Below are 18,598 nucleotides of genomic sequence, written 5' to 3'. Positions count from 1 at the left end.
CTGTCCTAAACAAGTTCATATAAAACATCGGGAACGTTCTCTTCGTTCGCCGAGCCATCACTAAATTCAATCGCTTCAAACCCTTGCTTTTCATAAAATTGTCTCGCTGCTCGATTTTCCTGAAAAGTATATAGTCTGCATGGTCTACCAACTCGAGCTAATGCTTCTCGTAAAAGAGCCGTGCCGATCCCTTTTCTAACCTCAGAAGGCTTGAGGTACAAGTTGTCAATCCAGTCAACTTCCTCCGCTTCTGATAGGGAACACATACCAACTAATTTACCCTTTAGTTCAGCCACAAGCACTCCACCACTGGGTATCAGCTGCTCCTTAATCCAAGAATGTACTTCTTCGTCAGAGTGGACAACTGGCGCAAAAGCAACCAGTTCTTTTCGAGATTCAAGATAAATAGCAGCTGTATCATTAGCATCGCCCGATTTGGCTGTACGAACTTCTATTGATTTCGACATGATTTTACCTGGCTGTAACCCCGCAAGCACGGGCAAAGGCCTGCGGCTTGCCGCATTGTGGCCTTTGTTCTTGAGGAACGTAGCGACGAGTTAGTGACTTGCATTGTTATACATCTCGAAGGGCTAACTTCCCATTTGTGAGCTTTTGAAGCTTTTTGGCTACCCTAGCTGATACGATTAGTTGCTTGAATAAATGCTCTGTATAAAAGTCATTGGAAATTATTATTACTTTATAGCCAATAAATTCTCTTTTTATTGATAACTCAAGATCATTTATATCAAGCAGTAAACTAAAACTTGGAAAACCCCCTATGATTCCTAACTGCTCTTTTCCGACAATAAAATGTACAGGTTGAGAATCCCAGTCAACTCGAACAAAGCCAAAAAACTTTTTGCCGACCAGGTCGCCTAAAGCATCGTATTTCGGACGTTTGGGAGTGTTTAGATACAAGGGCACAAAAGCCACAACCAACCCAATCAATGCCAAAAAAGGTACAACGTAGTCCAAAATTCAACCTCAGTCGTGTAACGTTTCAATAACCGGCACAGTTTTGCTGCGTCCGGCACCGAGGGTGCGAAGTTGATTGACTTGTTACATGCCGTTTCATGATTTTGCTGACTTTATTAGCTTTCCTATTTGCTCTACACCATCAAAAGTAGAGGGCAAGTTTCCATCCTCAGTAACAATTCCAGAAAATATAATGTTCTCAAATTTCGCCAATGACTCTGAGTCTTGCTTCTTGATTTCACTGGAGTATTCAGAGTAATGTTGAATAAACCTACAAAGAGTCTTTCGTAAATCAATTTGCAATAGCTGAGATTTTACTGATTTATAGTTAAAGAGTAACACCCTGAAATAGTAAATCGCGATAGCAGCCAAGGATAGTGTTGGAAATATAGAAACGATTAGCCCATCTTTAATAGCTGCTATGTTGTCGATATTTTTATAAATTATTATAAGCTCTGCCAATACTGGTAAAACTACAAGTGCAGATAATACCTTAAGCCAAAAGAGTATATTGTCTCGCTCATCAGATTTTTCCTTTGCTAGATCATCGAAACCTTGAAAGAGACCGACGAAATTAAAACCGTTTTCATACTCTGAAAGGGATTCCTTTAGCTTATTTACTCTAGTTTCTTTATCTACAATATCTTTTTCCCACTCTTTTTTTAGTTCTTCAGCTTTTGCAGAAATAGAATTGAAATCTTTAATGCTCTCTATCGAGTCACTATTCGCAATTGATTTGAATATACTGATTGGCATGTCACGGATTGCAAATTCAATTTGCTCCTTCGCGTGACTCTCAAACAAACCCACATTATTGAAAACAAAACGTCTAGCAGACTCAAATTCCATAGCGAGGTCATTCTTCATTGAAAGGTATAATTCAAATAGAAACCTAAAACACATTGAGCAAATATCATCTAGCCTTTCCTTTGACAGTTTCTGTTCTTCATCTGAAAGTCGGCTAATGAATTGATCCCCTATCCATTCAATGTTTATCTGGCAAAGATTATCCCATTGCTCTGGCTTATTCTCCATTGAGCTGACAACCAATCGAATCAGACTGTTTCTTTGTTTTCCAAAATCATCATCGGGAACAAGCACATCTACCTTGTGTTTAAATTTAGATAGAACAGTCTTGCTCTGGTTTGTATCAAATATAACCTTCATTCAATCTCCGTACAGTGAGCTTTAGGCATGTAACGCCGCCAGCACGCGCGGCTTTGTAGTGAAGGCGAAGCCGCAACGAAAAAGCCGTCGCTGTGACTGGCCTTGTTAAATTGCTACTTAATTTCCTCGGCCTCGCCAGATAGAAAGGAGCTAGTCTGATTGCACTTTACGTCTTGGAGTTTCTCCCGATACTTCTGCACATCAAAGAACCAAAATCCTCTTCCACAAGATTTACCAGCTCTTCCCGGCTTGGTATTGAACTTTGTGTCCAAATAGTACCTTTCGCCTACGCGATATCCAGTAGCGCTGACTATACGCTTGTCATTTTCGTCGGCGAATTCGTCAAGTGTTTCCTGAGTTGCAGTTTTGCACAGCCTAGACTTAGATACCCATTTTACAGGCCATCTGCGTGCTGTTTGGTCTACAACCTCAACCCTATAAATATCTGTGATATCGAGCCCATCGGGCAATGAGATGACTATTTCCCTTTTCTCACCTTCATTGAGCTTAATACTTTCCCTTGGCTTCTGATTCCACAACCAGCGCCCTTTTTTGTGCTGCCAAGCTCTAGTTATTCTATGATGCCAAAGCTTTGGCCTAATAAAATATTTTACATTGTCGATCGCTACTGGCCGCCGACCAACTGAGCGAATCGTTATTTTGTGATTAGGCCGATTGGGGGAATCGAATCCGAAGGAGGCCTCGCAAACCAGTCGTGGTTTATCTAGGCCGTGCTGCCTAAATCTAAGCCAGAGACCAAGCAAACCGGCGACTGTACCAACGGTTCCTGTAACTGCGCCCCATATCGCAAGGATTTCGGTTTGACTCATAATTTTCCTAGCAATTTAACGCCCGCATAACGGGCTAATAAAGCTTGGCTACAATTGGTGAGGCTCGAACCAAGCCAAGCTTTATTAGTCCATGCGTTGATGCGTTTGTTATATTTCAACTTTATACGCAACGTATTCAATAACGGTGTTCGCATCCAGAATAGTAAGGTAGCGCATAAATTGCTGGTTAACTTCTAATAATTCATATACTTTTGGCGAATCTTTATTTGCACCGTTTATAGACTCATATTTTGTTAAGATATTTTGCTCACATTTCCAGTAACCTATTTCAGTATCCTGTGTAACTTCGCCTTGGTACTTAGTCGTAAAAGTAACTGAAGAGCTGCCATCTCGTTGGTAGGTAGATACCCAAGATTCATGAGCATTAATGTCAGGGTATGACTTTTCCCCTTTCCAGCTACCGATTAGGTTTGGGCATAAATCTGCTTTATTTGTTGCAACCCCAAACACTGAAGAGCACTGAAGTATTGTAATTAGTAGTAATGCTATTCTCAAAGCACTCTCCGTTGAAATATAACGCCGCGTTAAGTGGTGAGCAACGCTACCACCCTACCTAAACCATTGTGCCTTAAACACTAAAGCTGAATCAAACCGAAAATGCCAAGCGTTGGGAATCCGTCTTAAACGCTTTGTTATATGCTCTGTTTCACCAGAACTTTTGACTTGTCGATAGCTAGAGCCTCGCAAAACCCCTCCACGAAACCGGACATTAATGCAGTACCTAATGCCATAGTTTTGGTATCTTCTACAAGAGTTTGATAAACCTTATTTCTATGCTCAAGGTCGGTGAACAAGTAGTTATTTTTAATGTAAAACTCGTGAGCAATATAGTTACGTTTAACTAGTGCTTGCTTCAAGATAGAAGCACCAACATCATCAATGTCGGCGTGGCTTTTTAGTAAACCGATGAGTTGACCTAGGGTTTTACGGTCTTCACGGATTACGAGTGCTTCAACTTCTATTTCAACATCAAAATTGTCGTTCAATATCGCAACAAGCGTCCGAGTAAGAAACTCTAGCGTTTGCCCCATATGAAGAGCCTCACCCACTGTTTTAGTTCCGTTTTAAATGCCTTGTTATATGCTTAGGCTAAAACTACGCCGTATATAAAAAAATATGCGCCACATGAATACAAAATAACTTGAGACCAGAACATTGACCAAGTTAACTTACCTACATGCCTAGCTACAAATGCATTAACGCATGTTCTTTTTCTTATTTTTCTTGATGTATAGCGGAAGTCTAACAACCGAAAGATAGTTGCCAAACACCCAGCAATAGCGCTGTAAGCCCAGATAGTTAAAACTAACTCTCCTATTTCATTGCCCTTCAAATCCTTAAGCAACATGCTAATAAGTAAAGCTATTGAAGCCACCGAAAAGCTTAAAAACAAATTTATTGAAAAAGATAAATGATTAATTCGGTAATCTTGCCATCTAACATATCTTTCATTTCTAGATTGAGTCATCAATTCTCACTTGCATATAACGCCTTGCTAAGAGGCGAAAAATGCTTGGCTATACTTAGCGACGAAGGAGCGCAAGCCAAGCGTTTTGCGTCCTTTTGGGCAACTTGTTAGAACTACTTTTGCACACGCTCTAATTCTTTTAACATTTGCAGTCCCATATATAGAGCTTCCTGAGCATGCCCATTAGATATTTGCTGACCATGAATAGCGGCGTTGCATATTTTAAGTATGTAATCATAAGAACTGTGCATCCCTTTATAATTAGGGTATTCAATCGTAAGTTCTTTAAATAGCTGCCTAGCCGACATGAATTTTGATTTCATTTCGGTAGGATCTGATGTTTGAGTTCTTTTACCCAAAATTGCACGCATCGATTTCTCTAAATCCATTCGCAGGCGAGCCAGAGCAAAGTTAATGTCATTACCTGAAAGACTGATGTATTCCTGCAATTCATCTTCGATACTGAAGCCGTTATCTTCCTGCTGAATCGTTGATTTCAACTCATCTTTAGCTTCTTGGACTTGTTCTTTTCCTGGGAGATGAACATTTACAGTTTGATTAACAGTATTTGATATGGCCGTAATCATATTACTGTAGACATTTAAGAACTCTCTTGTCTCGCCCTTAAAATCTGTAACTTCTGTCTTTACCTTTTCTATTTCTCGCTCAAAGGTAAGTAACTTACCTAAACTAATCTTTTTGGCTAACGGCAACAAAATGAAAAACAGAGACAGAATTAACAATAAACCTGATGTAGTGCCAATATCAGTTTTAGGCGGGAAACCGATTCCATATAAAGCGATGGCTAATAAACCACATCCTATTAACCTACATAAGAAGGGAAATACGTCAAAAAATAGGATTTTCTTCAAGGTGTCCACAATACTTCCCTAGTAGTTCTAACAGTTTATTAATAGGAAAATTTCCTTGTTTAAACACGGAATTTTTCCTCTTATCATACATTTGATAAAACCAAGGCTATCACCTTTCCTACGCTACATCAGCCACCTAGCTCGAAAAATAACAAAAACATCAGCATGAAAGTATGCAATCACATGTAGAAAGTAGGAATCAAAGGTTCCTGTATATCATTACAGTGTTTTTTGCCCAGCCAAAGATAGAAAAATCATGGGCAGATAGGTGGGTTAGTTCAGCTTTTTAATACGTAAAGGGTTAGAAACGTGGAAGTGAGTCTATTGTCTGCCATGTGTTAGACGATAAACAAAAGCCGCAGTATGTGGCTGCGGCTTGTTAGTTTTAGCGTCGAGCTTTAAAGCGCTAAGCGGAGCCTTTGGCAATTAGCATGTCGCCATGCAAGGCAACAAACTTATCATATAGCTGCTCTTCGCTTTCTTTATATGCTGGGTCTACGGCAATGCAGTCAATTGGGCAAACATCTATGCAAGTTGGGCGGTCGTAATGGCCTTTGCATTCGGTGCAACGCTCTGGGTCAATTACCGTGATAATGCCGTCGTAAGAGATAGCCTGATTAGGGCACTCTGGCTCGCACATATCACAGTTGATGCATTTTTTGCTAATGAGCAAGGCCATGTTTAAGCCTTAACTTCTGCAGCTTGATGCGGGTTGCGGGTATCTTGGCCAGATTGAAGATTGCGCATTATAAGTGCGTGCTCTAAATCTACGTTTTCTGGCACTGGCAAAAATACAGTGTGGCCGCTGCCTTTAGCATCGTCAATGAGCTCACCTTTTTTGTTCTCTAGATGCTCTAATTTGAAGTTAAGGTTACCTTGAGGTGTCATAAGCTCCAGCGTATCACCCAGTACAAATTTGTTTTTAACGGTGATTTCGGCAAGGCCTGCTTGGTTGCGGCCTGCCACTTCACCTACAAATTGTTGAGTATCGCTTACCGAATAACCATAGTCGTAGTTTTGGTACTCATCGTGAGTATGGCGGCGTAAGAAGCCTTCGGTATACCCGCGGTGCGCTAGGTTTTCCAGCGTGCCCATTAGGCTTGGGTCGAAGGGTTTTCCAGCTACAGCATCGTTAATCGCTTGGCGATACACTTGGGCTGTACGCGCACAGTAGTAGAAAGACTTAGTACGGCCTTCAATTTTAAGTGAGTGCACACCCATTTTAGTTAAGCGCTCTACGTGCTGAATAGCACGTAAGTCTTTTGAGTTCATGATGTAAGTGCCGTGCTCATCTTCAAAGGCTGGCATATACTCGTTAGGGCGGCCTTGCTCTTGCAATAAGAATACTTGGTCGCTCGGCGCGCCTGCACCCAGGGTAGGTTCAACTACTTGCGGTTGGGCAGCAATAATATCGCCTACTTCGTTTTCTTTGGCTTCGTGCGCGTTGTACTTCCAGCGGCACGAGTTCGTGCAAGTTCCTTGGTTTGGATCGCGCTTATTAATGTAGCCCGACAGCAAACAGCGGCCAGAGTAGGCCATGCATAATGCGCCGTGCACAAATACTTCAAGCTCCATTTCTGGCACTTGCATACGAATTTCTTCGATTTCGTCTAGCGATAGTTCGCGTGACAAAATCACTCGCTCTACACCTTGTTGCTGCCAAAATTTAACCGTGGCCCAGTTAATTGCGTTGGCTTGAACCGATAAATGAATAGTTTGATCGGGGAAGGCTTCGCGCACCATCATAATCATGCCTGGATCAGACATAATCAAGGCGTCTGGCTTCATGGCGATCACTGGCTCAATATCGCGCAGGTAAGTTTTTAACTTAGCGTTATGCGGGGCAATATTGCTTACCACGTAGAGTTTTTTGTCTTGCGCATGCGCTTCGTTAATCGCTAGGGCAAGATTCTCGTGGTTAAACTCGTTATTACGTACACGTAACGAGTAACGAGGTTGGCCCGCGTATACCGCATCGGCGCCATAAGCAAAGGCATAACGCATGTTTTTAAGGGTGCCAGCAGGTGACAGTAGTTCAGGTGTAAACATCAAAGCTCCGGGTCTTAGTCGAATCATTGAGGAAGGCTGCGAGCAGCACAATAAGGGCGCGCATTTTACGCGTAGCGAGCGGGGCTTGCAATGGTTTTGCTTAAAAAATCACCAACCTTTAGCAAGTATCTGAAACTATGTTAATGGTTGGTGAAATAGGTAAGTAACTGTGAGGACTTAGCTGGTTAATTCGCCGCCTAAGGCTGCGATTAAATCGGGGATCATCTTAGTGAGCTCGCCACTGGCTAGGGCAAAGTCAGCATCAAAGCGTGCAGCTACATCACTTTTATCGATGTCTTCATTTTGTTCGGTGATGGTATCGGTGAACTTAACCCCTTTAATGCTCATGTCTTCGCTAATTAAAAAGCGAATTGAGTCAGCCCAGGTAAGCTCTAGCTTGGTCACAAACTTATCGGCATCTAAGTGCACCTTGATTTCGTCGCTGAATAAGTCTTGTTCTTTACAACGAATAATACCGCCACCTTCTAAGGCGCTGCGTAGCTCGGCTTCTTCACCTAACTCAAAGTTGGCTGGAATGGCTTTTTCGTTTAACCAGTCGGTCATGGTTACGTCAGCCTGATTAGCCAATTTAATGGGTGTAACAGGCAGGCTGCCTAAGGATTTACGTAATAAGGAAATCACTTCTTCGGCTTTTTTAGCGCTGCCAGCATCAACTGCAATTAAGTTGTTGTCTGGGCTTACCCAAGCGTAGGTTAGGCTGGTGCGTGAGAATGCGCGAGGTAGAAGAGTCATCACGATTTCTTCTTTAAGAGCGTCTTTCTCGGCTTTCTTTAACGGGCGTTGTTGCTCTTGTTCGATAAGCTCAATTTTGTCGGCTAAGGTGTCGCGAATAACCGATGCAGGTAGCATCTTCTCTTCTTTTTTAGCGCAGACTAGATATTCGTTACCGATAACGTGAGTTAAGCTTTGGCCAAATTTTCCCATGGGGGTCACCCAGCCAAATTTGCTTAAGTCTTGGCTTCCGCAAGGGGTAAAGCTTAGCTCGCCTAAAGTAGCGTCTAGCTTCTCTGGCTCGAGCTCTAGCTCTTTGGTAATGCGAAACAACATTAGATTTTTAAACCACATAACGGAATAGCTCTTTAATAAATTTGGGGCGCTATTCTACCAAAACTGCTTATCTTGTCAGTGGGGATTTCGGTTTTTTTTGAGGGCTTTGATGCTAACCACATAGTTAAAGAATGATTGAGTGTGTTTGTGTTGAATGAAGTTCGCGAACAAATTTGTTATTTAATGAGCTTGCTGTGAAGCCATTAGCAAAATCGCAGTTAATGCTTAGCTTTTATGGGCTGACGAGGCGTAAACTAAGGTTCAACAAGATTATTCAAGCCCCTTACTGTGAGAGAGTGAAATGATAAAAAAGATTATGGTGGTTGCCTCACTATTATGGGCATCGCTAGCGCAGGCTGAGCTGGCTAATTTGCCCTCTCAAATGCGAATAGCTGGTGTAGAAGAAGTAAAGCAAGGTTTGCTGGTGGCGGTATTACCGGCCCCAAGCATTAATAGTTGCCCTGCAAGTCAAGGTGGTCTTTATCTATTGAGTGAACACCCTAAATATAATGAGTATGCTGCGTTGCTAGAACAGTTAGCGGGTAGTGATGATAAGGTGAAAATAAAAGCACAAACTCGCCAATATGAAAGCTTTTGCGATATCACTTCAATAACCGTCTTACCTTAAGTTTTAATCGCAAACTTATTAGCTGGTTGCTTCTTTAAAGCAAGTTTTCCATGTCGATACCTCGTGATTAGGCGAGGTATCGACTGTATCCAATCCATTTGAGGCTTTGGTTCTACACCAACAAACAAGCTGTTACTTTGGATTGTATTAGTTACTTACAGATTAAGTTGTTTCTCTATTCATATTCTACCTTTAGTTTTTATCCCTTTGTGTAGTAATCATTTCGCGGCTAAGCTTATGAACACAATGCACTACCGTGGCAGGAAACATGAACAATAGAGCTCGACGAGATACAAGGTTTTCATCAGCAACTCTACTCACTACGCTGCTTTTAATATCATCCTTCGCCTTTGCTAAAGACACTAGCAACTACAAAGGTTCGGGTAGCATTACTCAAGGCTTTGCAAAAACAGTAGAAGCTAATATTTTTGAGTGCAAAAACGGTCGCAGTCGAGTTGCCGGTATAGGTGAAGTGACTGACTCGACGGGCAAATCTTGGACGGTCCCGGCGGATGTTAACTATGCTACTGCCGCTAAGGCTGTCGACCTTTATGAAGAGTGTGCCAACATTACTCCTAAAAGCATCGCTGAAGTAGCTCAAGACTCTGTTCCAGTGGTAGTGGTTGATCCCGAAGGAGAAGAAGTAACCGGTTATATCTTTGCTGACAACTACTTTGAACTCTACATTAATGGCACGCTGATCGCCGTTGATACAGTGCCTTTCACACCATTTAACTCCAGTATCGTGAAATTTAAGGTCAGTAAACCCTACACCATTGCCGTTAAAGTAATTGATTGGGAAGAGAACCTAGGGCTAGGCTCCGAGAATAATCGAGGTAAAGCGTTCCACCCTGGCGATGGTGGCTTTATTGCTAGCTTTAGCGATGGAACTGTCACCAATGCAGATTGGCAAGCTCAAACCTATTACACATCGCCAATATATGATCTTAGCTGCTTAAATGAAGTTGCAGGCAAACGCTTGTCGGATAGCTGCACAACGCAAGGCACTGATGATGGGCAAGATGCTTTTGCCGTGCATTGGGAAACGCCAAGCAATTGGATGGCTAAAGAGTTTGACGCTAGTGCGTGGCCACAGGCGAGCTTGTATTCAGAAGATGAAATTGGAGTAAACAACAAAAAAGCGTATATGAACTTTATCGACAAGTTCAGTGGCGCGGGAGCGAGCTTTATTTGGTCAACAAACGTGGTTCTCGATAATCAAGTGTTATTGAGATACCAAGTTAACTAGCCCTTATTCATTAATAGAGTTTAAACTTGCCAGCGTGCTTAGCGCTGGCCGGTTTAGCTGTTAATAGTGGTTTGAAACACTATCGGTTTTCATCATATTCTTTTCTGGCGCGATTAATCTCGTCTTGATGCTCGTCAGCCCAAGATACCAACTTGTATAAGGGCTTAACCAGATCCTTACCCATTGTTGTCAGCGCATATTCAACTTTTACTGGTACTTCAGGGTATACCGTTCTATTCACGTAACCTTCTCGCTCTAGATCTCGCAGAGTTTGGGTTAACATTCGTTGAGAAATACCTTCTACTCTTGATTTAAGCGCATTGAATCGATCAGCTCCATCTACTAAGGCAAAGAGAATAAGCAAAGACCATTTATCACCGATTTGTGCCACAACATTACGCACCGGGCAGCTCGCATCATTGTAAAAAATGCGTCTTGTTGATTTTGCTTTTTCTACCACTTTAATCACTCCTTCCATTTACACAACCTAAGTACTGGTTACCAAAAGCTGCCTAACTAAGCATTTAGTGCCTTCTTGTTTTGTAGGTTACTAATAATTACCATGGTTATCAATGTATACTTATTTAGCGCAACAACTATTGGAGTCAACCATGTTTAAAGTACTTAGTTCGTTTATTCTTTTGTTCGTGAGCACAATGGCACTTGCCCAGTCAAAAGACACTTTGATCATTGATTTACCCTCACTTAAGAAAGCCAGTTGGACAGAGCAAGAGTTAGCCAATGCAGAGTTAATAAGCGATTTTGTGCAAAACCTTATGAATAACCATAATTTTGACTACGTTATGCAAAACTACAATGACAGCGCCTACGTGCAGCACAACAGAAACTTACCTGACAAAGTAACCGGTCTGGTTGGTTTCCTTGAAGAGTTTGTCGAAGATTACCCAGACTATACATACGATGTTAAACATATCTACGTTGATGGTGATTATGTGATTTTTCACTCTCATGCCACCTTAGAGAAGGAAGACAGGGGAAACGACCAAAAAGGGATGAATATCATCGATACTTGGCGTATTGAAGAAGGGCGAATAGTTGAACATTGGGATTCAATACAAGCACTCGATTTTTCCATGCGAGTATATTCCCTTATTAGCGGCGGTGATATCGCTAACTCAAATGGTGTTTTTTAATTAGATATTAGAGGCATTGAGACCTTTATTCTTTGTTGTTAGCGGCCAACTGTATTTGGCCGCTATATCCCCGCAAAAACTGAATATTTGGTTCTATAGTAGAGTCATCACGAACTTCTTCCTGGCGCGTATTTTAAGTATTTTAGCTACCATGGAAGATTGTAAGTGTTTGATTTTTTTTGTTGGTTGAATTAGTGCTTATCAGATTTACTTTGCTAGATTTATAGTCTGCAGTAATTGTCTTGCTAAGAATTTTTGATTAGTTAATGCATCATTTTTGTTAGTAGGCTGTGATCTTCATCGTTTTAAAGCGTACAAAATTCGATCTAATTCACACCGAGATCTTTTGTTAGTTACCATACTGTTGGTCTGGATGAACAGTAATGGTTTTACTCATTGAACTCTTTTACTAATGCTGCAGGTTTAACCCTGCGAACAGCAGAGCAGAACGATTACGAAGATATAGGCGAGATTTGGCTGTCTGCCAGTTTACGTGCCCACGATTTTCTACCTAGCAAGTATTGGTGGGAGCGCCAAGATGCTTTGCAGCGCTTGTATCAATATAAAGCGGAAGTGTGGGTGGCTGAAGTAGAAGGCCAAGTATGTGGATTTTTAGCCTTGGTAGAAAGCAAACTTATTGCTCTGTTTGTTGCGCCGTGCTGGCAGCGCAGGGGAATTGGCTCGCAGTTATTAGAGTTGGCCAAGAGCTTACGTTCGCGATTAGAGCTACATTTATTTGCCGATAATGCCGAAGCCTTTAGCTTTTATTTAAGGCATCGTTTTGAAGTATTGTGGAAGCGACCTGAGCGTTACACAGGTTACCCCTTAGTACATATGGGTTTTAACCCACAGCCGATGTTTGTAGAAAATACTGCGCCAGTCGCTTAACTGACGCAGTGAGTTACTTACTTGCCGTAAAGGTTCTCGAAGCAGTAGTTGGTAGCTTCAACAAAACCTTCAACACTACCGCAGTCAAATCGTTTACCTTTAAATTTGTAGGCCATTACGCAGCCGTTTTGGGCCTGAGTAAGGAGTGCGTCGGTAAGTTGAATTTCGCCATTTTTCCCCGGCTTGGTATCGCGAATAAGGCTGAAAATATCTGGCGTTAAGATGTAACGGCCAATTACTGCAAGGTTTGATGGTTCTTCACCTTTGGCTGGTTTTTCTACCATTGAGGTGACTCGGAATAAGTCATCACGCAGCGCTTCGCCTTCAATAACCCCGTATTTGTGCGCTTCTTCTCGCGGTACTTCCATTACTGCAATAATCGAGCAGCGGAATTGCTCGTAAAGTTTGGTCATTTGCGCCAGTACGCCGCCATCATCACCAAAACACAAGTCATCGGCTAGCACAACGCCAAAGGGTTCTTGACCAATTAAAGTTTCACCACACAATACTGCGTGGCCTAGGCCCATCATTTTCTTTTGGCGAGTAAAGGTACAATCTACGTGGTCGACCAAGTGACGAATTTCTTTTAAGTATTCTTCTTTGCTGGTGCCAGCAATTTCGTTTTCCAGTTCATAACTAATATCAAAGTGGTCGGCAATTGCGCGCTTACCCCGGCCAGTAATAAAGGCCATGTCGCTCATGTCTGCAGCTACCGCTTCTTCTACACCGTATTGAACCAAAGGCTTGTTTACTATGGGCAACATTTCTTTAGGCATAGACTTGGTAGCGGGTAAAAAGCGGGTGCCATAGCCTGCAACGGGAAATAAACATTTCTTAATCATGGTCATTGGAACTCCTTGTAACCGTACAATCTTGTTGAATGTTGGTTGGTTAGTATCTGTAATTACTAGAGCAAGAGCGATGCCGTGAATAGATACAAAGTAGCTAAATTATTGTTTTGTTTATAAATAATCGGTTTATTTTTGATTTAACTGGGTTTGAGTATGATTGGCTATGCACCTTTATGGTGCAAATCAAGAGGGCCAAGCTAAATGCTGCGTTAAAATGGCACATTGCTATTGCGCTATTTAGGCTGTCTATTCCTAGCTATAAAAAGTAGGTGGTATTTATTTCACAATTTATTCATATAAAACAATTGCTTAATTTTAAATGTGCTCGAGCGACCCAGTTAGCTAGCCTTGGCATAGTTATTGGAAATACTTTATTAATAGAACGCTAAGCAAGCCATGGTGGGAGCCTTTATGGAAGAACTCGAGTTATTACTTAAGCAAGTATATGGAACATCCTTAGACCCCAATTTAAGCCAAGACATCATCCAAAAGATTGAACAAAGCAAAGCCGGCTTTCCTCGCTATCAAGCTTGGTCTGAACAAGACGTGATATTAATAACCTATGGTGACAGTGTATTAAGCAATGAGTTAATGCCTATACAAAGTTTGCATCAGTTTTTACGCGAGTACTTATCGGGCTTAGTGAGTTCGGTGCATATTCTACCTTTTTTCCCCTTTAGCTCCGATGATGGCTTTTCGGTGATCGACTACTATCAAGTTAACTACAGCCTTGGTGATTGGACCGATGTAGCCAAGTTAAATCAAGATTTTGAGTTGATGTTTGATTTGGTAATGAACCACTGCTCCCGCCAAAGCTTATGGTTTAATGATTTTGTAAATGGCTCAGGTGAAGGGCAGGACTACTTTGTTGAATCGGATCCTACGCTTGATTACAGTGCTGTAACCCGCCCACGAACTAGCCCGCTAATTGTTGATGTTTATACCCGCCAAGGCTTAAAACATGTTTGGGCCACCTTTAGTGATGATCAAATAGATTTAAATTTTGCTAACCCTAAAGTGCTGTTAGCCTTTGTGGATATTTTCTTGTTCTATCTAAAGCATGGTGCCCGTTTTATTCGTTTAGATGCTGTGGCCTTTGTATGGAAGATTCTCGGCACTAACTGTATTCACCTGCCACAAACCCACGCCATTGTTAAATTGCTGCGCTGGGTGATGGAGCAGCTGGACCCTAATATGGTGTTAATCACCGAAACGAACGTGCCTCACCAAGAAAATATTAGCTATTTTGGTGAAGGTGACGAAGCCCACATGGTCTACCAGTTTGCGCTACCGCCTTTATTATTACACGCTCTAAACCGAGGCAACGGCCATTACCTAACTGCGTGGGCGAGGGATTTAGTGGCTTTGCCAAAAGGCTGTAACTACTTCAACTTTGTTGCGTCACACGATGGTATAGGGGTGAGGGCGGTTGAACAGATTATTCCCAAACACGAAATTGCAGACTTAGCTGAGTCGGTACACAATTTTGGTGGCTTTGTAAGCATGAAGTCTAACGGAGATGGTACTCAAAACCCTTACGAGCTAAACATCTCCTTATTTGACGCTTTACAAGGAACACGTACCGGATCAGACCAATGGCAAGTCGAGCGCTTTTTATGTAGCCAAAAATTGCTATTGAGCTTGCAAGGCATTCCCGGCATTTACATTCATAGCTTAACCGCCACTGAAAATGACCAATCGTTGGTTGAGCAAACAGGCCGCACTCGTTCAATTAACCGTCATCGCTGGGATCGTCAAGATTTTGAGAAGCTATTGGCACAAGAGCATAGCTCGCAAGCGCTGGTTTTTCAGCGCTATCGCGATTTACTGGCCTTACGCAAAACCATCGCAGCTTTTCATCCTGAAGCTGCCCAGCGGGTTTATGACTGTGGTGACGCTCTGTTTGTATTACAGCGAGGCGATGCCCCAAGAACTGCAGACGACGGCGCCAAGCGCAATGGCTTGTTGGCCGTGTTTAACTTGACCAAATACCCACAACAAGTAGAGCACTACGCCCAGCTGCCGCAGGCTTATCAAGCTGAATGTGAAGACTTACTGAGTGATGAAAAAGTGATACTGGCTGAGTATAAGCTCAAGCCTTATCAGGTGCTGTGGTTAGTGCCAGATTAGTAAATTGGTATACCAATAGTTGTTTCTTTACTATTGTGTTGCTTAACTTTTCTATTCCTTTTATTTGTTTTGTATGGTTTTTATACTTTATTGAATCTTTTGTCAAAGATGAGATATTTGTCTACAAAAAGATAAATATCACTCTTGATTGGTTCACCAATTTGCTGTTTAATCCGCGGTTGTTCTTTTGCCTTATTTTACTTTTAAAGTATTAAAGGCCTAAGACTTCGCAAAACGATTTCTGCAATTTATGTATAAGGATATGCAATGAAAAAAGCAGCATTAATTGGCCTAAGTTTGTTGGCATTTGGCGCCAATGCATCTGATGCTCCTCGAGATTTTTACGTAGGTCTAAACTTACTTCCTACCGGTACAATTGACATTGACGCTCTGAGTCAAGATCTTGATTTAGGGGCGTCGTTCGCTTTTGGTAAGCGCTTCGATTTGGATGGCGGTTGGCTTATCGACGGCGAAATCGAATACCTATATATGGGAAGCAACACGATGAGTAATAATGGTCTTAGCATGGAAACAACTGGTTCAGGCTTGTCGTTAAATGTAAAACCTACTTACAAGTTTTCAGATAGTGGCTTGTACCTAGCTGGATTGGTCGGTGTAGGCTCATATAGCGTAGAACTTGAAGTTAGAGACGACCAAGGCTCTATTAAAGCTGAAGATGATGGATTAGGTTTTACCTACGGTCTTGAAGCGGGTTACGATGCAAACAGATTCGGTTTAGCGCTAGGCTATAAAAATGTTGCTGCAGATATAGATAGTCTATCAGTTGATTACTCTAGCTTTTATTTTGGCGCTAAATACAAGTTCTAGGCTTGGGCTTAGTTTAAAATATTTAGCTAAATAAAAAAAACCAGCGCCAAGCGCTGGTTTTTTAGTTTAGGGATGATGGTTGCTTATGCGGCTTTTGTCACTTCAAAGCGTTCGACTAGTTGATGCAGGCGAATAATTGAGTTTTTCACTAGCGTGGTTCGGCGAGTTAGTTGCTGAGATGATAGCTCTAAGGAAGAGGTCGTCACTTGAGCCTGCTCGGCAGTTTCGCTATGACGTTCACTGTTGCCGGCAATCATATTAATGGTAGTGAACATACTTTCGACCGCTTGTTGTAGTTCGTCGCTACGGCTGCCAGAGTCCAGCAGGGCAGAGCTTTGGTCAACATTTTTAACGCCTTGCTCCATGTAATCGACAGCCGTTTCGGTTTTAACACGCAGTTTACCCATGGTGTTGCCAATGTGCTTGGCTGCGTCTGAAGTTCGCGTGGCAAGATTTCTCACTTCGTCGGCCACGACCGAAAAGCCACGACCATGTTCACCGGCGCGTGCTGCTTCAATGGCGGCATTTAGCGCCAGTAAGTTGGTTTGCTCGGTGATCTCGGTAATTAGCTTCACAATGTCTTCGATTTGCTTCATTTCATCGTTAACTTGGTTAACGCTTTTGGCTGAAGCTTCTACAATGCGTTTGATTTCTTGAGTATTTTCTACGGCGTGCTGGTATTCGGTTTCGGCATTTTCAACCATGTCGGTCATTACTTGCTGTAGGTTCTCGGCAGACCGAGTGGCTTTAACAATGTCGGTTTGTTGGTGTTGCGCTAAGTTAAGCAGTGAGTCGATGGAATTGGAGGTTTGTTGAGTACAGTTATCAACCACTCCACAGCGACGCAACATAGAGCTGCTCACCTGTTTAACCTCGTTAGAGGCATAAATAATACCGCCGACAACGCCTTCAAGGTTATCAATAAAGCTGTTAATCCAACGGCCTAAATCACCGGTTTCGTCGGGCTTAAACTTATTAGCATCTAAGCGACGTTTTAAGTCGCCATCACCTTCGGCAATGGTTTGAATCACCCCACTCATGTTTTCTAAACGTTTAGCCAATGGCTTAGCGACGATTTGCTTAAAACCAAAGAAGCTAAGGGCTGAAAATAACACCAGTAGCCCAGCTAGTTGATTAATGCTAAGGGCGAATTGTTGAGCAATTAATAGAGGAGGTACAAGGCTAAACAGTGAGCTTATTAAGTATTTGTTGCTTAACTTATGGCTTAGTGAACGGTGGCGATATACTTCTTCAAGGTCGGCTTCACACATCATTCCCCAGCGATCAAGTGAACCGCGTAGCTGAAAGGTAATGCCTTTACCAATCACCGGAATGTGTCGGTAATCCGAATAACCGGGGTAATCGATAAACAGGTTACTGCCATTTTTGATGGTTTCTCTCACGCCTGGGTGTAGCTCATTAGTGGCTGGATCAGTAAATCTGATTTCAAACTCGGTATGTTTGGCTACTTTTACTGTGCCCCAATCGGTGCTCACTCCAGATTTTAAGTTTTCCCCATGAGAAAAGGTGTTGTCTTCAAAGCGTGAACGAGACAATGCGGTACCTGGCTTAATGCTCGGGTCAAAATTGGCATCCACCATGAAAATGTAATTGTCACCCGACTCACTATATATGTGACCAGCTTCGCGCTGAATTAAATCACCCAATACATCGTTAGGCACTCGGCCACATAAGCAGCCCACCACGTCACCGTTAACCTCCAAAGGCTGGTAGAACATTAAGGTAACTTGGTCATGAAATTTTGAGCTAGACGGACCAGGGGCTAGGGTGCGTGGATCTTGATAAGGGCCGTGCAAAAATTGCTGGCTAAGGCCTTGCTCTAGGGCTTGTTTGCTAGCAGCTATTTGTCCTGTATGTGGCTTATAGCTACTGGCGCTAACCTTGCCTTGAGAATCAACAATAAATAGTTCAGAGAAGTCACTATTGCGGCTTAGCAACTGAGACAGAACTTCCGGTTGTTGTTCTAAGGGTTTGGTGGCGAGATAAAACATAGCATCTTGAAGAAAATCCCATTGGGTATTGGCCCAGCCTTGTAATAGTTTTACTCGTGTACTCGAGATGCTTTCAAAGGTTTGTTTTAGTTGTGGCTTTCGTTTTCGGTTTAACCAGCTCGCTTTACGCATAGCTAGCTTTCCGCTGTTACCAAAAATAGGTAACCAGTGTTTTTCTTGTTGTGTTAATTGCATAGAGTCTAAGTCCATTTATATTATTTTTTGCCTTTTTTAAGCAAAATTAATGCCTTGCATTAAAATGGGGCTTATTTTTGATGCTTTTGTTTATTTGTTGTTCGCTTTGGTTGTTTTGTGTACTTGCTTTGTGGTCTTTAGTGGTGCTCATGTCTCAATGTGGTGCGCCTTTGCCTTGTTAAAGCGCGTTTTTATGGCTTGGCCTTATGAAGA

At 42.3% G+C, this 18,598-nt stretch carries 20 protein-coding genes; 6 read left to right on the top strand and 14 right to left on the bottom strand.

Going from position 1 to position 18,598, the window contains the following annotated elements:
- Positions 1-5: 5 nt before the first annotated feature.
- The 11 genes from K5620_RS13950 to rdgC all read right to left on the bottom strand — a co-directional run bounded on the left by K5620_RS13950 (position 6) and on the right by rdgC (position 8,468).
- Positions 6-467, bottom strand: a complete 462-nt coding sequence (locus K5620_RS13950; RefSeq protein WP_040307155.1) for a GNAT family N-acetyltransferase — start codon at positions 465-467, stop codon at positions 6-8.
- Between the two features lie 106 nt (positions 468-573).
- Entirely contained in the window at positions 574-975 is a 402-nt protein-coding gene (locus K5620_RS13945; RefSeq protein ID WP_040307154.1) for a hypothetical protein, read from the bottom strand.
- Between the two features lie 96 nt (positions 976-1,071).
- Positions 1,072-2,142: a hypothetical protein gene (locus K5620_RS13940; protein ID WP_016401787.1), complete on the bottom strand. Its 1,071-nt coding sequence runs from the start codon at positions 2,140-2,142 to the stop codon at positions 1,072-1,074.
- A 113-nt stretch (positions 2,143-2,255) separates the two neighbouring features.
- The gene (locus K5620_RS13935; RefSeq protein ID WP_016401786.1) at positions 2,256-2,972 is read right to left on the bottom strand and encodes a hypothetical protein; all 717 of its coding nucleotides are present in this window, start codon (positions 2,970-2,972) and stop codon (positions 2,256-2,258) included.
- Positions 2,973-3,080: 108 nt separating this feature from the next.
- Positions 3,081-3,488, bottom strand: coding sequence for a hypothetical protein (locus K5620_RS13930; protein ID WP_215426396.1), 408 nt, complete (start codon positions 3,486-3,488; stop codon positions 3,081-3,083).
- Positions 3,489-3,625: 137 nt separating this feature from the next.
- Positions 3,626-4,042: a hypothetical protein gene (locus K5620_RS13925; RefSeq protein ID WP_040307152.1), complete on the bottom strand. Its 417-nt coding sequence runs from the start codon at positions 4,040-4,042 to the stop codon at positions 3,626-3,628.
- Positions 4,043-4,077: 35 nt separating this feature from the next.
- Positions 4,078-4,461 carry a hypothetical protein gene (locus K5620_RS13920; RefSeq protein WP_215426395.1) on the bottom strand — a complete coding sequence of 128 codons (384 nt, stop codon included), beginning with the start codon at positions 4,459-4,461 and terminating at the stop codon, positions 4,078-4,080.
- A 113-nt stretch (positions 4,462-4,574) separates the two neighbouring features.
- Positions 4,575-5,342 carry a hypothetical protein gene (locus tag K5620_RS13915; RefSeq protein ID WP_016401783.1) on the bottom strand — a complete coding sequence of 256 codons (768 nt, stop codon included), beginning with the start codon at positions 5,340-5,342 and terminating at the stop codon, positions 4,575-4,577.
- Between the two features lie 397 nt (positions 5,343-5,739).
- The gene (locus K5620_RS13910) at positions 5,740-6,012 is read right to left on the bottom strand and encodes a YfhL family 4Fe-4S dicluster ferredoxin (RefSeq protein WP_016401782.1); all 273 of its coding nucleotides are present in this window, start codon (positions 6,010-6,012) and stop codon (positions 5,740-5,742) included.
- 2 nt (positions 6,013-6,014) lie between these two features.
- Positions 6,015-7,382: a prephenate-dependent tRNA uridine(34) hydroxylase TrhP gene (gene trhP / locus K5620_RS13905; protein ID WP_016401781.1), complete on the bottom strand. Its 1,368-nt coding sequence runs from the start codon at positions 7,380-7,382 to the stop codon at positions 6,015-6,017.
- A gap of 177 nt (positions 7,383-7,559) precedes the next feature.
- Complete coding sequence (gene rdgC, locus K5620_RS13900) at positions 7,560-8,468, bottom strand: recombination-associated protein RdgC (RefSeq protein WP_016401780.1); 909 nt, start codon at positions 8,466-8,468, stop codon at positions 7,560-7,562.
- 283 nt (positions 8,469-8,751) lie between these two features.
- On the opposite strand from rdgC, the gene K5620_RS13895 reads away from it, so the two are divergent.
- A complete protein-coding gene (locus K5620_RS13895; protein WP_016401779.1) occupies positions 8,752-9,078 on the top strand; it encodes a hypothetical protein in 327 nt (108 codons plus the stop codon).
- Between the two features lie 268 nt (positions 9,079-9,346).
- Positions 9,347-10,327, top strand: a complete 981-nt coding sequence (locus K5620_RS13890; protein ID WP_016401778.1) for a hypothetical protein — start codon at positions 9,347-9,349, stop codon at positions 10,325-10,327.
- A gap of 79 nt (positions 10,328-10,406) precedes the next feature.
- On the opposite strand, the gene K5620_RS13885 is transcribed toward K5620_RS13890, so the two are convergent.
- On the bottom strand, positions 10,407-10,805 hold the full coding sequence (locus K5620_RS13885) for a winged helix-turn-helix transcriptional regulator (RefSeq protein ID WP_221077385.1): 399 nt from the start codon (positions 10,803-10,805) through the stop codon (positions 10,407-10,409).
- A 133-nt stretch (positions 10,806-10,938) separates the two neighbouring features.
- On the opposite strand from K5620_RS13885, the gene K5620_RS13880 reads away from it, so the two are divergent.
- Both K5620_RS13880 and K5620_RS13875 read left to right on the top strand, forming a co-directional pair.
- Positions 10,939-11,481 (top strand): nuclear transport factor 2 family protein, encoded by a 543-nt coding sequence (locus K5620_RS13880; RefSeq protein WP_016401776.1) that lies wholly within the window; start codon positions 10,939-10,941, stop codon positions 11,479-11,481.
- Between the two features lie 396 nt (positions 11,482-11,877).
- Positions 11,878-12,369: a GNAT family N-acetyltransferase gene (locus K5620_RS13875; RefSeq protein ID WP_016401775.1), complete on the top strand. Its 492-nt coding sequence runs from the start codon at positions 11,878-11,880 to the stop codon at positions 12,367-12,369.
- A 17-nt stretch (positions 12,370-12,386) separates the two neighbouring features.
- Here K5620_RS13875 and galU read toward each other — a convergent pair whose 3' ends face one another.
- A complete protein-coding gene (galU, locus tag K5620_RS13870; RefSeq protein WP_040307170.1) occupies positions 12,387-13,211 on the bottom strand; it encodes a UTP--glucose-1-phosphate uridylyltransferase GalU in 825 nt (274 codons plus the stop codon).
- Between the two features lie 420 nt (positions 13,212-13,631).
- Here galU and K5620_RS13865 point away from each other — a divergent pair, with 420 nt between their 5' ends.
- Both K5620_RS13865 and K5620_RS13860 read left to right on the top strand, forming a co-directional pair.
- Positions 13,632-15,350 carry a sugar phosphorylase gene (locus K5620_RS13865; RefSeq protein ID WP_215426394.1) on the top strand — a complete coding sequence of 573 codons (1,719 nt, stop codon included), beginning with the start codon at positions 13,632-13,634 and terminating at the stop codon, positions 15,348-15,350.
- A 267-nt stretch (positions 15,351-15,617) separates the two neighbouring features.
- Entirely contained in the window at positions 15,618-16,178 is a 561-nt protein-coding gene (locus K5620_RS13860) for an outer membrane beta-barrel protein (protein ID WP_016401771.1), read from the top strand.
- A gap of 83 nt (positions 16,179-16,261) precedes the next feature.
- Here K5620_RS13860 and K5620_RS13855 read toward each other — a convergent pair whose 3' ends face one another.
- Positions 16,262-18,385 (bottom strand): methyl-accepting chemotaxis protein, encoded by a 2,124-nt coding sequence (locus tag K5620_RS13855; protein WP_016401770.1) that lies wholly within the window; start codon positions 18,383-18,385, stop codon positions 16,262-16,264.
- Between the last annotated feature and the right edge of the window lie 213 nt (positions 18,386-18,598).

Origin of the sequence: Agarivorans albus, assembly GCF_019670105.1 — a bacterium.
Classification (GTDB): Bacteria; Pseudomonadota; Gammaproteobacteria; order Enterobacterales; family Celerinatantimonadaceae; genus Agarivorans; species Agarivorans albus.
Note: the sequence above shows the minus strand (reverse complement) of the source record. Positions and strands in the feature narration are given on the sequence as shown.

Coding starts and splice junctions, on each gene's coding strand:
- K5620_RS13935 (WP_016401786.1), bottom strand. CDS start 2,972: ATGAGTCAAACCGAAATCCTTGCGATATGGGGCGCAGTTACAGGAACC.
- K5620_RS13895 (WP_016401779.1), top strand. CDS start 8,752: ATGATAAAAAAGATTATGGTGGTTGCCTCACTATTATGGGCATCGCTA.
- K5620_RS13880 (WP_016401776.1), top strand. CDS start 10,939: ATGTTTAAAGTACTTAGTTCGTTTATTCTTTTGTTCGTGAGCACAATG.
- trhP (WP_016401781.1), bottom strand. CDS start 7,382: ATGTTTACACCTGAACTACTGTCACCTGCTGGCACCCTTAAAAACATG.
- K5620_RS13910 (WP_016401782.1), bottom strand. CDS start 6,012: ATGGCCTTGCTCATTAGCAAAAAATGCATCAACTGTGATATGTGCGAG.
- K5620_RS13860 (WP_016401771.1), top strand. CDS start 15,618: ATGAAAAAAGCAGCATTAATTGGCCTAAGTTTGTTGGCATTTGGCGCC.
- K5620_RS13920 (WP_215426395.1), bottom strand. CDS start 4,461: ATGACTCAATCTAGAAATGAAAGATATGTTAGATGGCAAGATTACCGA.
- K5620_RS13950 (WP_040307155.1), bottom strand. CDS start 467: ATGTCGAAATCAATAGAAGTTCGTACAGCCAAATCGGGCGATGCTAAT.
- rdgC (WP_016401780.1), bottom strand. CDS start 8,468: ATGTGGTTTAAAAATCTAATGTTGTTTCGCATTACCAAAGAGCTAGAG.
- K5620_RS13890 (WP_016401778.1), top strand. CDS start 9,347: ATGAACAATAGAGCTCGACGAGATACAAGGTTTTCATCAGCAACTCTA.
- galU (WP_040307170.1), bottom strand. CDS start 13,211: ATGATTAAGAAATGTTTATTTCCCGTTGCAGGCTATGGCACCCGCTTT.
- K5620_RS13885 (WP_221077385.1), bottom strand. CDS start 10,805: ATGGAAGGAGTGATTAAAGTGGTAGAAAAAGCAAAATCAACAAGACGC.
- K5620_RS13855 (WP_016401770.1), bottom strand. CDS start 18,385: ATGCAATTAACACAACAAGAAAAACACTGGTTACCTATTTTTGGTAAC.
- K5620_RS13865 (WP_215426394.1), top strand. CDS start 13,632: ATGGAAGAACTCGAGTTATTACTTAAGCAAGTATATGGAACATCCTTA.
- K5620_RS13940 (WP_016401787.1), bottom strand. CDS start 2,142: ATGAAGGTTATATTTGATACAAACCAGAGCAAGACTGTTCTATCTAAA.